Origin of the sequence: Undibacterium sp. Ji50W (assembly GCF_049340445.1) — a bacterium.
Taxonomy (GTDB): domain Bacteria; phylum Pseudomonadota; class Gammaproteobacteria; order Burkholderiales; family Burkholderiaceae_D; genus Undibacterium.
The window spans coordinates 97,633-114,526 of record NZ_JBMPOX010000002.1 but is presented as its reverse complement, the minus strand read 5'-3'; the positions used below and the strand labels follow the sequence as shown (position 1 = coordinate 114,526).

General features: G+C 52.9%; 15 protein-coding genes. 11 read left to right on the top strand and 4 right to left on the bottom strand.

Translation table 11 applies throughout. The annotated features are described in order from the left end of the window. The first annotated feature begins 79 nt into the window (after positions 1-79). The 7 genes from rbsK (at position 80) to ACO0K9_RS05745 (ending at position 8,554) form a co-directional block, all read left to right on the top strand. Positions 80-1,009, top strand: a complete 930-nt coding sequence (gene rbsK, locus ACO0K9_RS05775) for a ribokinase (RefSeq protein WP_422982727.1) — start codon at positions 80-82, stop codon at positions 1,007-1,009. Between the two features lie 305 nt (positions 1,010-1,314). Next, on the top strand, positions 1,315-2,319 hold the full coding sequence (locus ACO0K9_RS05770) for a BMP family lipoprotein (RefSeq protein WP_422982725.1): 1,005 nt from the start codon (positions 1,315-1,317) through the stop codon (positions 2,317-2,319). 273 nt (positions 2,320-2,592) lie between these two features. Then, positions 2,593-4,122, top strand: a complete 1,530-nt coding sequence (locus ACO0K9_RS05765) for an ABC transporter ATP-binding protein (RefSeq protein WP_422982723.1) — start codon at positions 2,593-2,595, stop codon at positions 4,120-4,122. Positions 4,123-4,228: 106 nt separating this feature from the next. Continuing rightward, complete coding sequence (locus tag ACO0K9_RS05760; protein ID WP_422982721.1) at positions 4,229-5,311, top strand: ABC transporter permease; 1,083 nt, start codon at positions 4,229-4,231, stop codon at positions 5,309-5,311. Then, positions 5,308-6,279: an ABC transporter permease gene (locus ACO0K9_RS05755; RefSeq protein ID WP_422982719.1), complete on the top strand. Its 972-nt coding sequence runs from the start codon at positions 5,308-5,310 to the stop codon at positions 6,277-6,279. Before ACO0K9_RS05760 ends, ACO0K9_RS05755 begins: the two co-directional genes overlap by 4 nt. Positions 6,280-6,691: 412 nt before the next feature. Then, a complete protein-coding gene (locus ACO0K9_RS05750) occupies positions 6,692-7,699 on the top strand; it encodes a nucleoside hydrolase (protein WP_422982717.1) in 1,008 nt (335 codons plus the stop codon). Positions 7,700-7,711: 12 nt separating this feature from the next. Next, positions 7,712-8,554, top strand: coding sequence for an isopenicillin N synthase family dioxygenase (locus tag ACO0K9_RS05745; RefSeq protein ID WP_422982715.1), 843 nt, complete (start codon positions 7,712-7,714; stop codon positions 8,552-8,554). A gap of 135 nt (positions 8,555-8,689) precedes the next feature. Here the strand turns inward: ACO0K9_RS05745 and ACO0K9_RS05740 are convergent, their stop codons facing one another. Then, on the bottom strand, positions 8,690-9,379 hold the full coding sequence (locus ACO0K9_RS05740) for a DUF5610 domain-containing protein (protein WP_422982713.1): 690 nt from the start codon (positions 9,377-9,379) through the stop codon (positions 8,690-8,692). A 216-nt stretch (positions 9,380-9,595) separates the two neighbouring features. Here ACO0K9_RS05740 and cdd point away from each other — a divergent pair, with 216 nt between their 5' ends. From cdd to creD, 4 genes are all read left to right on the top strand, one after another. After that, positions 9,596-9,997 (top strand): cytidine deaminase, encoded by a 402-nt coding sequence (gene cdd, locus ACO0K9_RS05735; protein WP_422982711.1) that lies wholly within the window; start codon positions 9,596-9,598, stop codon positions 9,995-9,997. Between the two features lie 110 nt (positions 9,998-10,107). Next, positions 10,108-10,833 (top strand): two-component system response regulator CreB, encoded by a 726-nt coding sequence (gene creB, locus ACO0K9_RS05730; RefSeq protein WP_422982709.1) that lies wholly within the window; start codon positions 10,108-10,110, stop codon positions 10,831-10,833. Further along, positions 10,830-12,260: a two-component system sensor histidine kinase CreC gene (gene creC / locus ACO0K9_RS05725; protein ID WP_422982707.1), complete on the top strand. Its 1,431-nt coding sequence runs from the start codon at positions 10,830-10,832 to the stop codon at positions 12,258-12,260. Before creB ends, creC begins: the two co-directional genes overlap by 4 nt. Before the next feature lie 149 nt (positions 12,261-12,409). Further along, a complete protein-coding gene (gene creD, locus ACO0K9_RS05720; RefSeq protein ID WP_422982705.1) occupies positions 12,410-13,822 on the top strand; it encodes a cell envelope integrity protein CreD in 1,413 nt (470 codons plus the stop codon). A 96-nt stretch (positions 13,823-13,918) separates the two neighbouring features. Here creD and ACO0K9_RS05715 read toward each other — a convergent pair whose 3' ends face one another. From ACO0K9_RS05715 to ACO0K9_RS05705, 3 genes are all read right to left on the bottom strand, one after another. Next, positions 13,919-14,479, bottom strand: a complete 561-nt coding sequence (locus ACO0K9_RS05715; RefSeq protein ID WP_422982703.1) for an HD domain-containing protein — start codon at positions 14,477-14,479, stop codon at positions 13,919-13,921. A 63-nt stretch (positions 14,480-14,542) separates the two neighbouring features. Further along, positions 14,543-15,676 (bottom strand): YbdK family carboxylate-amine ligase, encoded by a 1,134-nt coding sequence (locus ACO0K9_RS05710; RefSeq protein ID WP_422982701.1) that lies wholly within the window; start codon positions 15,674-15,676, stop codon positions 14,543-14,545. Between the two features lies 1 nt (position 15,677). Continuing rightward, positions 15,678-16,874, bottom strand: coding sequence for a cation:proton antiporter (locus ACO0K9_RS05705; protein ID WP_422982699.1), 1,197 nt, complete (start codon positions 16,872-16,874; stop codon positions 15,678-15,680). Positions 16,875-16,894: the final 20 nt, after the last annotated feature.

The following is a 16,894-nucleotide window of genomic DNA, read 5'->3' as shown; positions in this document are numbered from 1 at the left end:
TTAAACAGCCCCCATAGTTAAATACGAAATCGATTGCGCAAACGATTGCGCGACACTTTTTTATCGAGAAAAAAGCATCATGAAGCCACGCATAACTGTAGTCGGCAGTGTCAATATGGATTTGGTTTTTCGCACGCCACGCATGCCAGCCGTGGGTGAAACCCTGCATGGGCATGAATTCAGACAGATACCTGGTGGCAAAGGTGCCAATCAGGCTGTTGCCGCGGCCCGTCAGGGTGCACAGGTGAGCTTCATCGGTGCCGTGGGTGATGATGGTTTTGGCTGTTTTTCTCATGACTGCCTGGCCGCCGAAGGGATGGAATTAAGCCACCTGGCCAAAGTGGCAGGCGTGGCCACCGGTGTTGCCGGTATCCTGGTCGATGATCATGGCAACAACAGCATCGTGCTGGCGGCCGGTGCCAATGCCACCCTGACCAGCGCCCAGGTGGAAGCGGCCACCGCCGCCATCGCCGGTGCGCAACTGCTGGTATGCCAGCTTGAAACTCCACTGGCAACCGTCACCCGTGCGATAGAAATTGCCCGCAGCAAAGGGGTCAAAGTCATCCTGAATCCCGCCCCCGCACAAGACCTGAGCGATGCCTTGCTGGCCCAGGTTGATTATCTGATTTTGAACGAAACCGAAGCCTCGCAACTGAGTGGCGTCACGGTGGTCGATCAGGCCAGCGCCAAAGCTGCCTCGGAACAAATCTTGCAACGTGGCACAGCGACCGTCTTGCTGACCATGGGTGAACATGGTGCCCTGATTACCGATAGCACAGGCAGCCAGTTCATTCCGGCCGTGAAAGTGGACGTGGTGGACACGACTGCCGCCGGTGATACGTTTGTCGGTGCCTTCGCCGTGGGTATTGCGAATGGCCTGAGCCTGGTTGATGCCAGCCGCGAAGCGCAATACACCGCGGCTTTGACGGTCACCAAGCTGGGTGCACAAACATCGATACCACAACGCCAGCAAGTGCTGGAGTTCATGGCGGTCAGCAAAGCCGCCTGAATGTCTGAAGTAGATACAAAATTTGGCACCAAAAGTGGGCGCGTGCAGCAAATAACGCTGGATTAATTCCCTGTTAATGCCCTATTGATGCCCTGCTGCCAGCAGCAACACTGTTTTTGATAAAATTTTGCCCTCGTGGCTGAAACGAAATGTCTGCACCATGTTAGGCTTGCACAGGCTTTCCAGGCTGGCTCCGTAGCAAGGATAGTCAGCCTGGCGCTAGCGAAACATGGTTTTTAATTTGGGTACCGCATGCGCATAGCTTCAAGCACGTCGGCACTATGACATCTGAATAAGGAAATTTCATGAAACTCAAGCAAATCTGCCTGTCCCTGGCAACCCTGATGGCGTTCGGTGGTGCGGCCAGCGGGTATGCTGCAGATCTTAAATTTGCAGTGATCTACGATGCGGGCGGCAAGTTTGACAAATCCTTCAACCAGTCAGCTTCCGAAGGTGCAGAGCGCTTCAAGAAAGAAACCAAACTCAATTTCTTTGAAGTGCAGGTTGCCAGCGACACCCAGACTGAACAGGTCTTGCGTAATCTGGCCCGTAAAAATGTGGACCTGATCGCCGCTATCGGTTTTGGTCAGGCACAGGCCGTACAAAACATCGCCAAAGAATTCCCAAAAACAAAGTTCGTCCTCATCGACGGTATTGCTACTGGTGACAATGTCAGCTCAGTCCTGTTCAAGGAACAGGAAGGCTCGTACCTGGTCGGCGTGGCAGCAGCCATTGCCAGCAAAACCAAAAAGGTCGGCTTTGTCGGCGGCATGGATATTCCGCTGATACGCAACTTTTCTTGCGGTTATGCGCAAGGGGCGAAAGCCACAGAAGCCAAGATTGAAGTCGTTCAAAACATGGTCGGCACCACCACCGCTGCATGGAACGATCCTTCCAAAGGTGGCGAGTTGGCAAGGGCACAGTTTGAACGCGGCGTGGACGTAATTTTTGCCGCTGCCGGCGGTAGTGGCCTGGGAACTTTGCAAGCAGTTAAAGAAAAAGGCAAGCTGGGCATCGGCGTGGATTCCAACCAGAACTATATGCACCCAGGCAATATGCTGACGTCCATGGTCAAGCGCGTGGATCAAGCCATTTATGACAGCTTCATGCAACTGAAAAACGGCAACTGGAAAAATGGTACCCAGTACAAGGGCCTGAAAGAAGGTGGCGTCGACTGGGCACTGGACAAGGACAACCGCAGCGTCGTCAGCGCCGATATGGAAAAACGCGTGAACGCCGCCAAGCAAGACATCATCAGCGGCAAGATCAAGGTGGTTGATTTCCGTGAAGGTAATAAGTGCCCGGTCTGATGCCAGGTAGCCAGGTAGTAGGTAACAGCTAATGTATGAGGGGCGCAGTATCTTTTACAGATGCTTTGCGCCCTGATTGATGTTTAGAACGTGTTTACGATCTTACTGCGCGAGCGTGATCGGGGCTCATGCGCTGCTCAAAATGCTCATGTACTTAAGTACATTCCGCTTTTTGCGCTGCTCTTCACCCCGCTGACGCTCGCTCGCTACAGATCGTAAACACGTTCTTCGCCCCCATCTGTCGCACATCGTATTTTAAAGAAACGCTAAAGTATGCAGCCAGCAGTCGAATTTCAACAGATCTCCAAACGCTTTGGCGCGGTACAGGCCAATCGTGATGTGAGCTTTTCCATTGCACCGGGTTCCATCCATGGCGTGATCGGTGAAAACGGCGCCGGCAAATCCACGCTGATGAGCATACTGTATGGCTATTACCGCGCCGACAGTGGCAAGCTGCTCATCAATGGCGCAGAACACCACATCCGCAACAGCCAGGAAGCCATCAAGCTGGGCATAGGCATGGTGCATCAGCATTTCATGCTGGTGGAAAATATGACCGTGCTCGACAATGTCATGCTGGGTATGGAAGGCGGCTTTCGGCTGAAACCGCAACGTCATGAAGTCGAAGCCAAACTGCGTGAAATTTGCAAACGCTATTCGCTGGATGTCGACCCGCTGGCGACAATACAGGACTTGTCCGTCGGCGTGCAACAAAGGGTAGAAATCCTCAAGCAGATTTATCGCAGCGCGAATATCCTGATCCTGGATGAACCCACGGCCGTACTGACGGTACAGGAAACCGCTTCGCTGTTTGAAGTGCTGCGCCTGTTCAAGGAACAGGGCAAGACCATCATCCTGATTACCCACAAGCTGCAAGAGATTCTGGAAATCACAGACCAGGTCACGGTCATGCGTGCGGGTGCCGTTATCGGCTCTGTCGCCACGGCTGACACCACTACTGTCCAGTTGGCCGAGATGATGGTGGGCAGACCCATCGTCACCCACTTGCCACGTGCTGCCTATGCGCCGGGCGAGATGGTGCTGGACGTCAAAGACCTCAATCTGGTGAATTCGCAAAAAGTCAGCCTGCTGAAGAATGTCAATTTCAATATCCGTGCTGGTGAAATCGTGGCGATTGCCGGTGTGTCGGGCAATGGCCAGAGTGAATTGCTGGAAATCTTGAGCGGCATGCGCCTGCCCACCAGTGGCAAACTGCAAATGCAGGGCAAGGATTTACCCTTTGCCGGTCGCAAGGATGCCGATGGTTTGCCAGCGACTTTCCGTGAACTGGGCATAGGCCACGTGCCGGAAGACCGTTTGCGCGATGCCGTCATCAAGAATTTCTCGGTGATGATGAACAGCTTCCTGGGTTACCAGAAAAAGCTGGGCAAGTCTTTTGGCTTGCTCGATTACAAAAGCATATTAAAGAATTGCACCGACTTGCTGGCCAGGTTTGATGTGCGCCCGGCTGATCCGCATTTGCGCATCGCCCTGCTGTCTGGCGGTAATCAGCAAAAAGTGGTGATGGCACGTGAAATCGCCGCCAACCCCAAGCTGATGCTGGTGGGCCAGCCTACCCGTGGCGTTGATATAGGTACGATAGAAAGCTTGCATACCCGCCTGCTGGCGATGCGTGATGCCGGCATTGCGATCTTGCTGGTATCAGTTGAACTGGAAGAAGTACGCGCCCTGGCTGACCGCATCCTGGTCATCTCTGGCGGTGCCATCACCGGTGAATTGAAGGCGGAAGAATTTGATGCAACCGAGATAGGCTGCCTCATGGGTGGCATACATACACATTGAAGCAGACACATTGAAGCAGACAATATAGCAAGCGATAAACTCTCGATTGCGCCTTAGCTGGCACATGTAAGAAACAAAGCGAATACAGACAAGCGACCAAACAAAGATGAATCAAGCCGACCTCCCACGCTGGGCCACCGCATTTGCCCTGCCGCTGTTAAACCTGTTCTCCGCCTTACTGGTCGCGGCGGGTGTGATTTATCTGCTGGGCGAAAGCCCAGTAGAATGCCTGGGTATCCTGATCAACGCTGCGGTGCTGAATCCTGAAGGCCTGGGTTACACCCTGTTTTATGCAGCGACTTTTATCTTCACCGGTTTGTCAGTATCGGTAGCGATGCAGGCCGGTTTGTTCAATATCGGTAGCGAAGGCCAGATGTATGTCGGCGGCCTGGGCCTGACCCTGGTCTTGCTGTGGCTGGACTCTTCCCTGCCAGGCTGGTTGCTGATACCGCTGGCCATGCTGGGCAGTGCTGCCTTTGGTGCGGCCTGGGCGTTCTTGCCGGGTTATCTGCAAGCCAAACGCGGCAGCCATGTGGTGGTGACGACCATCATGTTCAACTTCATCGCTGCCAGTTTGATGAATTATGTGATCGTCAGTTTCCTTATCCCTGTTGGCCAGCAAAATACTGCCAGCCGCGTATTTGCCGATGCCGCCTGGTTGCCTAAACTGAATAGCATTTTGCCGGTGCTGGGTGAGACACCATTGAATATCAGCTTTGTGCTGGCGCTGCTGGCGCTGGTGATTTATGGCGTTGTCGTCTGGCGTACCACCTGGGGTTACCAGTTGCGTGCCACTGGCCTGAACCAGCATGCGGCGCATTATGCAGGTATCTCCATCAGCAAGACCATCATCATCACCATGATGATATCCGGTGCGCTGGCAGGTTTGGCTGCGGTCAATTCTGTCATGGGTTCTACCCATTACCTGAACCTGAATTTCCCTGCTGGTGCCGGTTTTATCGGTATCGCGATTGCCCTGATGGGGCGTCAGCATCCGCTTGGTATCTTGCTGTCGTCGGTTTTGTTTGGCGCGCTGATACAGGGTGGCTTTGACTTGTCGCTGGAAAAAGCCAATATCCCGCCAGAGACATTTATCTTTATCCAGGGTTTGATCATCCTGTTCTGCGGTGCCATGGAAAACCTGTATGCCCCCGCCCTGTCTGCCCTGCTCAAGCGTAAGGAAAAATGATGTTTGATGATTTTCAATTTTCCAGCATCCTGGTATCGACCATACGCAATGCCCCGGTACTGATGTTTGCCGCCATGGCTGGCCTGTTTGCAGAACGCAGCGGCGTGGTCGATCTGGCACTGGAAGGCAAGATGCTGGCTGCAGCCTTTGTCTCGGCGGCTGTGGCCTTTGCCACCAAGAGCCCCTGGCTGGGTATCCTGGCAGGCATAGGCATTTCGGTCGCCATTGCACTATTGCAGGGGTTTGTCAGCATCACGCAAAAAGGTAATCAGCTAGTCGCGGGTATTGCCATCAATATTACCCTCAGTGGTCTGACCTTTGTGATCGCCCAATACCTGTTCCAGCAGGGTGGCCGCACGCCTGACCTGGGTGACGCCCGTCTGTTTGATATCGTTTTTCCAGGCTCTGAGGCCGTTGCCGGCATCCCTTTCCTGGGTTGGGTGTATACCAAGCTCATCGGTGGCCATAGCGCCCTGGTCTACCTGGCGTTTGCCCTGATCCCCCTGGTCCACTGGGTCTTGTACCACACCAGCTTTGGCCTGCGCCTGCGCGCCGTCGGTGAAAATCCGCACGCTGCCGATGCGGCAGGTATCAATGTAGAACGCACCCGCTTTATGGCCATGTTGTGTGCTGGCGTATTGTGTTCTTTCTCTGGTGCTTATTTGTCCATCGTACAAAGCGGTTTTTTCTTGCGCGATATGTCAGCCGGTAACGGTTACCTGGCCTTGACGGCACTGGTATTTGGTAACTGGCGGCCTTTGCACACAGCCCTGGGCTGCCTGATGTTCGGCTTCTTCGCCGCATTGCAGGTACAGATAGAAGGCGTGGTCTTCCCTGGCATAGGCAAGGTACCTGGCTCCTTGATACAAATGATTCCTTACATCGTGACCGTAATCGTTCTGGCAGGCTTGATGGCAAAGTCCGTCGCCCCGAAAGCGATAGGCCAGCCGTTTGTGAAGTCACGTTAATTTGAAAAACATAAGACCTCGCAACACAGAGGCACGGAGACACAGAGGAGCACAGAGAAAGAGCCGAGAAGGTTGACAGGTTTGTAGGTTGGGCCGGGCCACGATTGGCTACGCTTCATCAGCCCAACACTTAGCCTACAATCGACGAGTACGTATTTGAAACGCCGAGTGTTGGGCTGGTAAACCGTAGCCAATCGTGGCCCGGCCCAACCTACGAATAAGCCAACGTTTCGGCTTTTCCTCATGCTCTTCTCTGTGCCCCCTCTGTGACTCCGTGTCTCTGTGGTGATCTTTTCGGTCTTGCACTACACAACATAATTTCGACCTCCTTGAACCGGGTCAACTGCAACAATTCACATCGCGACTGGGTTCTGCCCAATGGCCAGCCGGTGTAATTTTGGAGAGCATCCACATGTCAGCAACAATGAAACACAAAGTCATCTTTGATACCGATCCAGGTGTGGACGATGCCATGGCCTTGTACTTTGCCCTGGCACATCCTGATATCGACGTGGTCGGCATTACCACGACCTTTGGTAACGTCCACGTTGAACAGGCAACCACTAACGCGCTGTACCTGACGCGCATTGCTGGTCGTTCCATCCCGGTGGCACAGGGTGTACCAGTACCTTTCGCCAAAGCGCCTGGCATGCCGCCAGATTTCATCCACGGTGCTGACGGTTTGGGTAACCTGAACAGCCGTATTGAAGTCGGTGGCAAGGCAGAGGTAGAAAGCGCAGCAGAATTCATCGTCAAGATGGCACGTCAGCACCCGGGTGAAATCACCCTGGTCGCGGTTGGCCCACTGGGTAACCTGGGTCTGGCCCTGAAGATGGAACCACAACTGCCCAAGCTGTTGAAGCAAGTGGTCCTGATGGCCGGTACCGTCGATGAACCGGGCAATGTCTCACCCGTGGCAGAAGCCAATGTCTGGAATGACCCAGATGCCGCTGACCTGGTCTTTACCGCCGGTTGGGACCTGACCATGGTCGGCCTGGATGTCACCCATCGCGTGGTCTTGCCTTCGACTTTCTTTGCTCGTCTGGCAGAGCAGCATAAACATGTGGCCATGGATACCCTGTCGCATGCAGTGAACTTCTATGCCAATTTCTACCAAAGCATACGCCCTGATCTGGGTCATGCCTGCTATGGCCATGATGTGCTGGCGTTTGTCTGGCTGGTGGCACCACAGATTTTCGAGACCAATTCTGGCCGCGTACGCGTTGCCAAAGAAGGTATAGGCAATGGCCAGACCATGATGGCAAAACTGCCTATCCCTTATCCACAAGCCGGTTGGGAAGCCAGCAAACCGGAAACCCGCGTTTGCATGAAAGTCGATGCCGAAGCATGCAAACAATTGATTGATGCGACCTTGTCGTCAGGCTGGTTGCAGGCACCGCTGGCTCCAGTGACAAAATAAGGAGAGACCATCATGTTTATCGAACCAGTTGATTATCGCGCCCCCGATGCCGCGAAAAAATTCACCGAAAGCCTGCACCGCACCGGCTTTGGTGTCCTGACCAATCATCCTCTGTCACAAAGCACACTGGAAACCATCTACAAGGAATGGTATGATTTTTTCCAGACGGATGCAAAGAACAAGTATGACTTTAATCCTGAGAAAATGGATGGTTATTTTTCGCCAAAAGTTTCCGAAACCGCCAAGGGCCAGACCAAGCGTGACCTGAAAGAGTTTTATCATATCTACCCTGGTGGCCGTTATCCATCTGAAGTGTCGGATGCAGCACGCAAGTATTACGACGATGGTGCCAGGCTGGCCGCAGAGTTGTTGCAATGGGTAGAAGATCACTCACCGGCTGACATCAAGGCCAAGTATTCCATGCCCCTGTCAGACATGATCACCGACAGCGACTTGACTCTGCTGCGCGTTTTGCACTATCCCCCCCTGCGTGGTGATGAAGAACCCGATGCAGTGCGTGCCGCCGCCCATGGCGACATCAATCTGCTGACCCTGCTGCCAGCCGCTACACAGGCTGGCTTGCAAGTACAGGGCAAGGATGATTCCTGGCATGATGTACCCTGCGACTTTGGCATGCTGATCGTGAACATCGGCGACATGCTGGATGAAGCTTCTGGAGGCTACTATCCATCGACTATCCACCGCGTGTTGAACCCTACCGGTGAAGAAGCGAAAAAATCACGTATCTCGCTGCCACTGTTCTTGCATCCACGTGCTGACGTGGTGCTGTCCGAGCGTCATACTTCGGGTAGCTACCTGCAAGAACGCTTGCGTGAACTTGGTGTGAAGAAGTAAGGTTTTTATCCAAGGTCTACGAATAAAAAAGCGCATCAGTTTCCTGATGCGCTTTTTTTGTAGGGTGCGCCATGCGCACCATTTACCATAATTGAAAATACAAGAGCGGTGCGCATGGCGCACCCTACTATGTAATCAAGCTGCCTTTTGGGTCGCTGATGTCGTAGGTTTGGCCAGACTGACGGTATCACCGGAAGGTATACCCTCAGATTTCCAACGCGAAAATTCTGTGCGTATGGCTTCCAGGGTTTGTTTGCTGATATCGGGCAGGCTGCCACCCAGGATATCTGCAGCTTCCTTGAAACCCTGCTCGACTGCAGCAGTGATCTTGTCCAGCTTGGTCGGGTCATCACCAATCGCCGCCTTGGCAAAACTCAGTATGCGCTCAGCCGTTTTTTGTACGCTGAATTCACCACCGTCGGCAATCGCGGCCTGCGCAGCCTTGATGGCTTCGGGGCTGGCTGAAATTTTCTGCTCACCACTGACCACCTTGGATAAATCCAATCCCTGTTGCTGAACCAGTGGCTTGATCAGATTGACAATTTCCTGCGCCCTGCGATCTGACTCTTCCAGCAGGGCCTGCAAATCTGGTGCTGCAGTCTTGTTCAGGCGCGGGTCGGCATACACCACGGTATCGCTGTTGCCACTTTGCAGGCTGACCGTCGTGCTACCTGCCGTGCTGTTAGTCGTACTGTTTGTCGTGCTGTTTGTCGTGCCATCTGCAGTACCGGTTTCGTCGCTGGCGTCGGCAGTTTTCGGTGTATTGGTCTGCGCAGTCTGGTAAGTGCGGACATACAGGTCCTGGGTAAAAATACTGATACTCATTTTATTGCCCTCTGGTAAAGGTCAGAAACGCATCTTGATTCCTTCGTTATGGACCAAAAACCTGGAAATTACAATGATAAAAGAAAATCATCGCTGGAAATAATATCCCCACCTTGGTTATTCATCGCTACCTGATTTACCTCTCTGCTTGACGGTAAATACACTAGCTGCCTTGGTTTAATACTACAATAACGCCTATCCCAACGAAAGAACACCATGCTCAATCAAGACCAATTATTGCAAGCTGCCAATACTGCACGCGAGTCTGCGTATGCGCCCTATTCCAAATTCAAGGTCGGCGCTGCCGTACTGACCAAGGACGGCAAAGTTTTCCTTGGTTGCAATGTAGAAAATGCCTCTTATGGTTTATGCAATTGCGCCGAACGTACTGCCCTCTTCAGCGCGGTTGCCAGCGGTTATCGCCCTGGTGATTTTGCCGCGATTGCCGTCACCGGTGACACCGAGGGCCCAATCGCCCCTTGCGGTGCCTGCCGCCAGGTCATCATTGAACTCGGCGGTCCGGATTTGCCGGTGCTGCTGACGAATCTGAAAGGTGACGTGAAAACCACCACAGCCGGTGCCCAATTGCCTGATGCGTTTTACCTCAAGCCTGAATAAACTGGTAATGGATCAGGACTGGGCCGGTCGGCTCAGTCCATGTTACGGCCACGTTCTGGCTTAATCGACCTGTTTCTCTTCTTTTCCCATTTCTGAGCCAATCCACCTGCATGTCCAAATCCATACTGATTATCGAAGATGAAATCAGCATCGCAGAAAACCTTGCGTATGCACTGGGCACAGACGGATTCATGCCTACCCATGTCAGTCTGGGGCAGCAAGCGCTGAGCATGCTGCGTCAGGCCAGTATCACACCTGCCCTAATCGTACTGGATATCGGCCTGCCAGATATCAATGGCTTTGATGTCTGCCGGCAGTTACGCCAGTTTTCAGATACGCCGGTACTTTTTCTGACCGCACGCAATGATGAAATTGACCGTATCGTCGGCCTGGAAATCGGTGCCGATGATTATGTGACCAAGCCATTTTCACCACGTGAAGTGGTGGCCCGCATACGCGCCATTTTACGGCGCCAGCAAGGCAATCCGCAGACAGGCATGGGCCCAGCCAAACGCTTTGAATTGCGTCAGGATGAAGCGCGCATTCTGTATTACGGATATGCCCTGAACCTGACCCGCTATGAATATCTGTTGCTCAAAACCCTGGTGGAACGTCCCGGGCATTTATTCTCACGAGCACAACTGATGGAAATAGTCTGGACCAACGCGCCCGAGACACTGGAACGTACCGTCGATGCGCATATCAAATCATTGCGTGCCAAACTGCGACAGACACGGCTGGGCAGCCACGATGCAGCGGATGCACAACTGACAGACAGCAGTGACGAAGGCATACAGACGCATCGCGGCATGGGTTACAGCCTGAGCCTCGCATGAAGATAGGCCTGCGCATACTGCTGGGATATTTTTTGATACTGGGTCTGACGGCCTGGCTGGTATTGAATGTGGTGGTGGAAGAAATAAAACCGGGGGTACGTGCCACGCTGGAAGATACCCTGATCGATACCGCCCAAATGCTGGCAACGCTGGTGGCGGAAGATGTGGCAGGCGGCAATACTTCCGACAGCACTTTAATGAAGCGCCTGCAAAACTATGCGCAGCGCAGCGTCGATGTCAACATCAGCGGCATACGCAAGAACAGTCTCGACTACCGCGTGTATATCACCAATGACAAAGGCCTGGTCATCTTTGATAGTGATGGCAAGGACGTCGGCAAGGATTATTCGCGCTGGAATGATGTCTACAAAACCCTGCAAGGTCAATATGGTGCACGCAGCACCCGCGCCGACCCGGGTGATGATGCCAGCAGTATCATGCATGTGGCGGCCCCGATTATGGACCATGGCCATATCATCGGCTCATTGACTGTCGCCAAAGCAATTTCAACCATCAATCCTTTTGTACAACGCAGTCAGCGCAAGATACTCCAGCGCAGTGCATGGATGTTATTGGGTTCCCTGCTGATAGGCATTGCGTTTTCATGGTGGCTGAACCAGGCCTTGCGCAAATTGCAGCTTTACGCCAGCAGTGTGGAAAAAGGTGAAAAGGCAACCCTGCCTGCCCTGGGCAATAATGAAATTGGCATGCTGGGCCGGGCACTGGAATCCATGCGTAACCGGCTGGAAGGCAAGCAATATGTAGAGCAACTGATGCATACCCTGGCACATGAGTTGAAAAGCCCGATTGCAGCCATACAGGGTTCTGCCGAACTGATGCATGAAGACATGCCAACGGCAGACAGGCAACGCTTCCTGCAAAACATACTCGAACAAAACCAGCGTCAGAAACAATTGATAGACAAACTGCTGGCCCTGGTTAAACTGGAAAAACAGCAAAGCCTGGAGCATGCCGAAGCCATACAAGTACCAGCGTTGCTACAGCAATGCGCACAGGATGTGCAAGCTGCCCTGTCGGCCAAAAACCTGAACCTGGAGATTGATGCTACTGGCATCGTTGCCAACCCTGGCATCATGGGTGATGTACTGCTCTTGCGCCAGGCCATCGGCAATCTACTGGACAATGCCATAGACTTTGCCCCCATCGGCAGCACGATACACATGCAAGCAAAAGAATCGGCACAACAACTGCAAATCGGCATACAGGATCAGGGGCCAGGTATACCCGATTATGCACAAGATAAAATCTTTGACCGCTTTTATTCCCTGCCCAGGCCAACTACCGCCAAAAGCACGGGATTGGGCTTGCCCTTCGTGCGTGAAGTCGCTCTGCTGCATCAGGGCAGCATCAGCGTCAGCAACCTGCCCCAGGGTGGCACCCGTGCCTGCCTGAATCTGCCTCTGTAGTCACAAGCAGGCACGTCACAGGCAGATGCATCACGAGCTGATGCATCACAAGCTGATGCGTCACAAGCTGATGCGTCACTTCACACAAAACACATCAACAACGCACACAAATTATTTACATTGGTGGCTCCTTATCTACGGAGTCTGTCATGCAAAAGAGTTTGCTGTTCAAAACCATTATCATCGGCCTGCTGGCGATAGTTATCTACATTCCCCTGATGATGATTCAATCCACCATCTGGGAACGCATGCGCTACCGGGACGAAGCCGTGCGCAGTATTACCGCTGATTCTGTCAGTGAACAGGTGGTCATAGGGCCGGTCCTGGTGATACCGTATGTCGAAACCTGGGAAGAAGAAACCGTAGACACCGCGACTCAAAAAGTCACCAAGCGCCTGGTCTCGAATAACCACAAGCATTATGTGTATCCGAATGATCTGACGGTAAAAGGCACGATCGATACCGACCAGCGCTATCGCGGCATCCATAAGGTGCTGGTATATACCGGCAACCATCAGATTTCCGGTGACTTTGTGCTGCCCGACATGGCCAGCCTCGCATCCAAAGATAAAACCAAAGCCAGCATCAGTGTGCAGGAAGCACCCTATGTGTCGATAGGCTTGAGCGATACCCGTGGCCTGCAAAACTTCCCCAAACTGCAATGGGGTGAGCAAAGCTTTGAATTCAGGCAGGGCAGCAAGTTAAATGCCTTCCAGCGTGGTATCCACGCTCGCCTGGATGGCATGCAAATGGCAAGCGCCGGCCAGGTTAAATTCAAGATGGACCTGATACTCGACGGCGTGGAACGTCTGAGCTTTGCACCGATTGCCAAAAACAACCAGGTCACCCTGTCATCGAGCTGGCCACACCCGCAATATGGCGGGCGCTTCCTGCCGTCACCAAAAGGAAGGATACGCAATGACAATGGCTTTAGCGCCAACTGGAACATTTCTGCCCTGTCGAGCAATGCGCAACAACAATTGAGCAATCTGGAAAATGCCGGTAGCCCGGTGATTGCAGCCCAGGCAACAAGAACACCGGAAGAAAGCACTGCAGCCTCGACACCAATCGATGTGTTCAGCGTCGCGTTTATCGAGCCGGTCAATATTTATTCCCAGGCGGATCGCGCTGTCAAATATGGCCTGATGTTTGTTGCGCTGACCTTTGCTGCCTTTTTCCTGTTTGAAGTATTGAAGCAACTGCCTATTCACCCGATTCAATATACGCTGGTGGGGCTGGCATTGGCCTTGTTCTTTCTGTTGCTGGTCAGTCTGTCGGAAAAAATCAGTTTCATCCTGGCGTATCTGCTGGCCAGTGTTGCCTGTATTCTGCTGATAGGTTTTTATCTGTCGTATGCCTTGCGCAACTGGAAACGTGGTTTCGGCTTTGGCTGCGCGCTGACCGTATTGTATGGAATATTGTTTGGCTTGCTGCAATCAGAAAGCAATGCCCTGGTCATGGGTAGCCTGCTGCTGTTCGCCGTACTGTCCGCCATCATGGTCATCACACGCAAGGTAGACTGGTATCAACTGGGTAAGACTGCACCGGCGATTGCAAGCTGAAACAGCTTGCCTGACTGAAGCGGGGTGGATTTGAAAAAATCAAATCCACCCCGCTTTGTCATATAGAAAGTCCATTACAGACAATTACAATCCCTATTATTTACGCAAGAATTGAGGATAAGCCTGTATCTTCGCTTGCAGACGCTCTGCAAGCCTGGCATCGGCAGTATGCAATTCATCATGAATCATTTGCGCTTCATGACGGTAGGCAAGTATTTTTTCATTGCCCCAGTAATGCGGTGGGTGATATAAATTACTGATCCGGTCTGCCATCTTGACCATCCAGATTTCTTGCGGCTGCTGCAAGATACGATCCAGGCTATCGCGCATTTGCGCAGCCTTGTCAGGTAACGCCGTATTTTTTGACAGCGCCTGCACACCGTCAGCCACGGCCTGACCAAACTCATTTTTCAGAAAATCATAGCTGGCACCGGTATCTTCCAGGGTGTCATGCAATAAGGCACATTGCACCGCCAGCGCACCATTCGCAGTTGCATTGAATTGCAAGGCCCATATCACTTCCATGGCGACGCTGGCGATATGGTTGATGTACTCTACCTTTTCACCTTCCACTTTGCCACCATATGTTTGTCCGTTATGCTGACGTGATGAAAAATCCCAGGCTTTTGCGTAGATATCGGGTGTCCATTTATTCATCTTGCCTTCCTCTCTATAAAATTGCTTACCCGGCAAAGACAAGCACCATGCCACTATGGCAGGTCATCTGTCGCTGCGTCTTCTGTCACGGAAAGTATGCAAGGCAGCATTCACCATCCCTTCCGGACTGCCGCTTTCCTGGTATTGCTGGCGCAGGTATTGCGCATCATTACCTGTCTGGACCGCGAATCGCAAGTGGCTGAATGCGGCTAAGGCATCCAGGTTTTCGGCATACGGTTTTAGTCTGTCGAAGCTGGCCAGTATGTCGTCGCGCAAGACCGTGCTTTCATAGGTTTTTGGATGCACGGTAACACCGTCCAGACCAAAGCGGCAAGCCTGGAAGCGGTTATAGTTATACACGAGGTAATCATCTTCTGATGGTGGCGCTTCACGCCGTTCCAGCAGGTAGGCGCACAAGACTTGCAGGTAAGCGGCCAGGGCGGCCGCTCTTTCCACAGTCAGCGGCGTGTCACAGACGCGTAACTCTATGGTGCCGTATTCGGGCTTGGGGCGAATGTCCCAATAAAAATCCTTCATGCTTTTGACGACACCGGTTTTTTCCATTTTTCTGAAATAGTCATTGGCAAACGCATCCCAGTTCAACAAAAATGGTGCGCGCCCCGACAGGGGAAAAGCAAACACAGAATTTAGCCGGGCAGAATTGAACAAGGTATCACCACCCTGCACATAAGGTGAAGAAGCAGACAGGGCAATAAAGTGCGGCACATAGCGACTGAGGGAATGCAGCAAGAACATGGCGTCATCGCCAGACGTGCAACCTATGTGTACATGCTGGCCAAAGATGGTGAACTGTTTTGCCAGATAACCGTATAGTGCAGACACTTCCTTGAAGCGCGGTTTGGAAAATATCTTGCGGTCCGTCCATTTCTGGAAGGGATGGGTCCCGCCACCACAGATACCTATATTCAATACGTCGGCACCATGCACCAGGGTATCGCGAATCTCCTGCAATTGTCCCAGTACGCCCTGATACCTGGTTTGTACATCGGTACAGATTTCTATCATGCTCTGGGTAATTTCCGGCGTCACATTACCGGGGAAAGGGCGTTTCGCCAACAGATGCAACAGATCGGGGCTGGCAGCGGCAAGGTCGAAATCAGACAGGCTGACGAGTTGCAATTCCAGTTCCACCCCCATGGAGAGGGCATTCGAATTGGTGAATGCTTCTAGTGGCATATTATTGTTCCCTTTCTTCCGGTGTTTCTTTGGCAGCGAACAAGGCCAATTGGGTCAGGACGGGGCCAACAACTTCCAGCATCAGCGTCATGGCAATCAGGGCAAACCATTCTTCGGTCATGACCATGCCGAAGTTACGTGGCTGTTCCAGGCTGAGCAACAGGAACACTGAGACTGGTGCCAGACCAACTCCACTGAGCAAACCCTTGCGCAAAGAGATGCCACTGACCGGTGCCAGGGCGGTAGTAACCAGTATCTTGCTACCCAGACGCATGACCAGCAATACCACGCCCAGAAGCGCACCTGCCCAGACATGCTGCCACGCCAGCGTGGATGCTGCGAATACGAACAGCACCACCGTCAACAACTCGCCCAGCACACCGAAATTTCTTTGTGTACGACCCAGGCTGATGCGCCGGTGCCTTGCTACCAGTCCAAAAGCCAGGGTGGTCAATACCGGCGACAAGCCACTGGCATAGCTGAGCGACACCAGCACAATCACTGCAAAGGCAAAGCCAAGCGTTGCATCTTCTGCCTGGCGACCGCGCCAGCTCAACACGATAGGCAGCAAGATACCAAATACGATCCCTGCTATCAGCGACGCCAAAGCGGCCATCATGACATGCAGGCTTTGGGCAGAAGCCTGCAACAAGTCGCCCGATGTCTGCATCACCCAATACATCAGGATGATCTTGAAAGCAAATACCGCCAGCACGGAATTGATGGCAGTCAGGTGCAGGATGCGTTCACTGACCTGGCCTGAACTGCGCTGCTCATTAATGATACGCAATACCGCGGTCGGTGAAGATGACATCGCCAGTGCCGCCAGCAGCAGGGACATCAATTGTGAACTGCCATGCCATAGCGCCACGAAATACACTGCCGCAAAAGTGACGCCAGCTTCCACCAGCCCTGTCATGGCGACCCAGGGATTGAGACTGAGCCAGCGCAGATTGATGCGATAAGCAAATTCAAACAGGATCAGGCCGAAAGCGATATTGGCCAACAACACAAGGCTATGGTTATCCAGCGGCGACAGATAAGTCGGGAACAGGTTGACCAGTGCAAAACCCGTCAGCGCATAGATACTGATGCGCGGCAGGTGTAGCCAGCGATGCCCCATATCCCCCAACAGCCAGGCCAGCGCAATGATGCAAGGCCAGGCCATTTCACTGATGTTGATGGAAAATTCTGTCATGCTGACTCCTGTCACGGGTG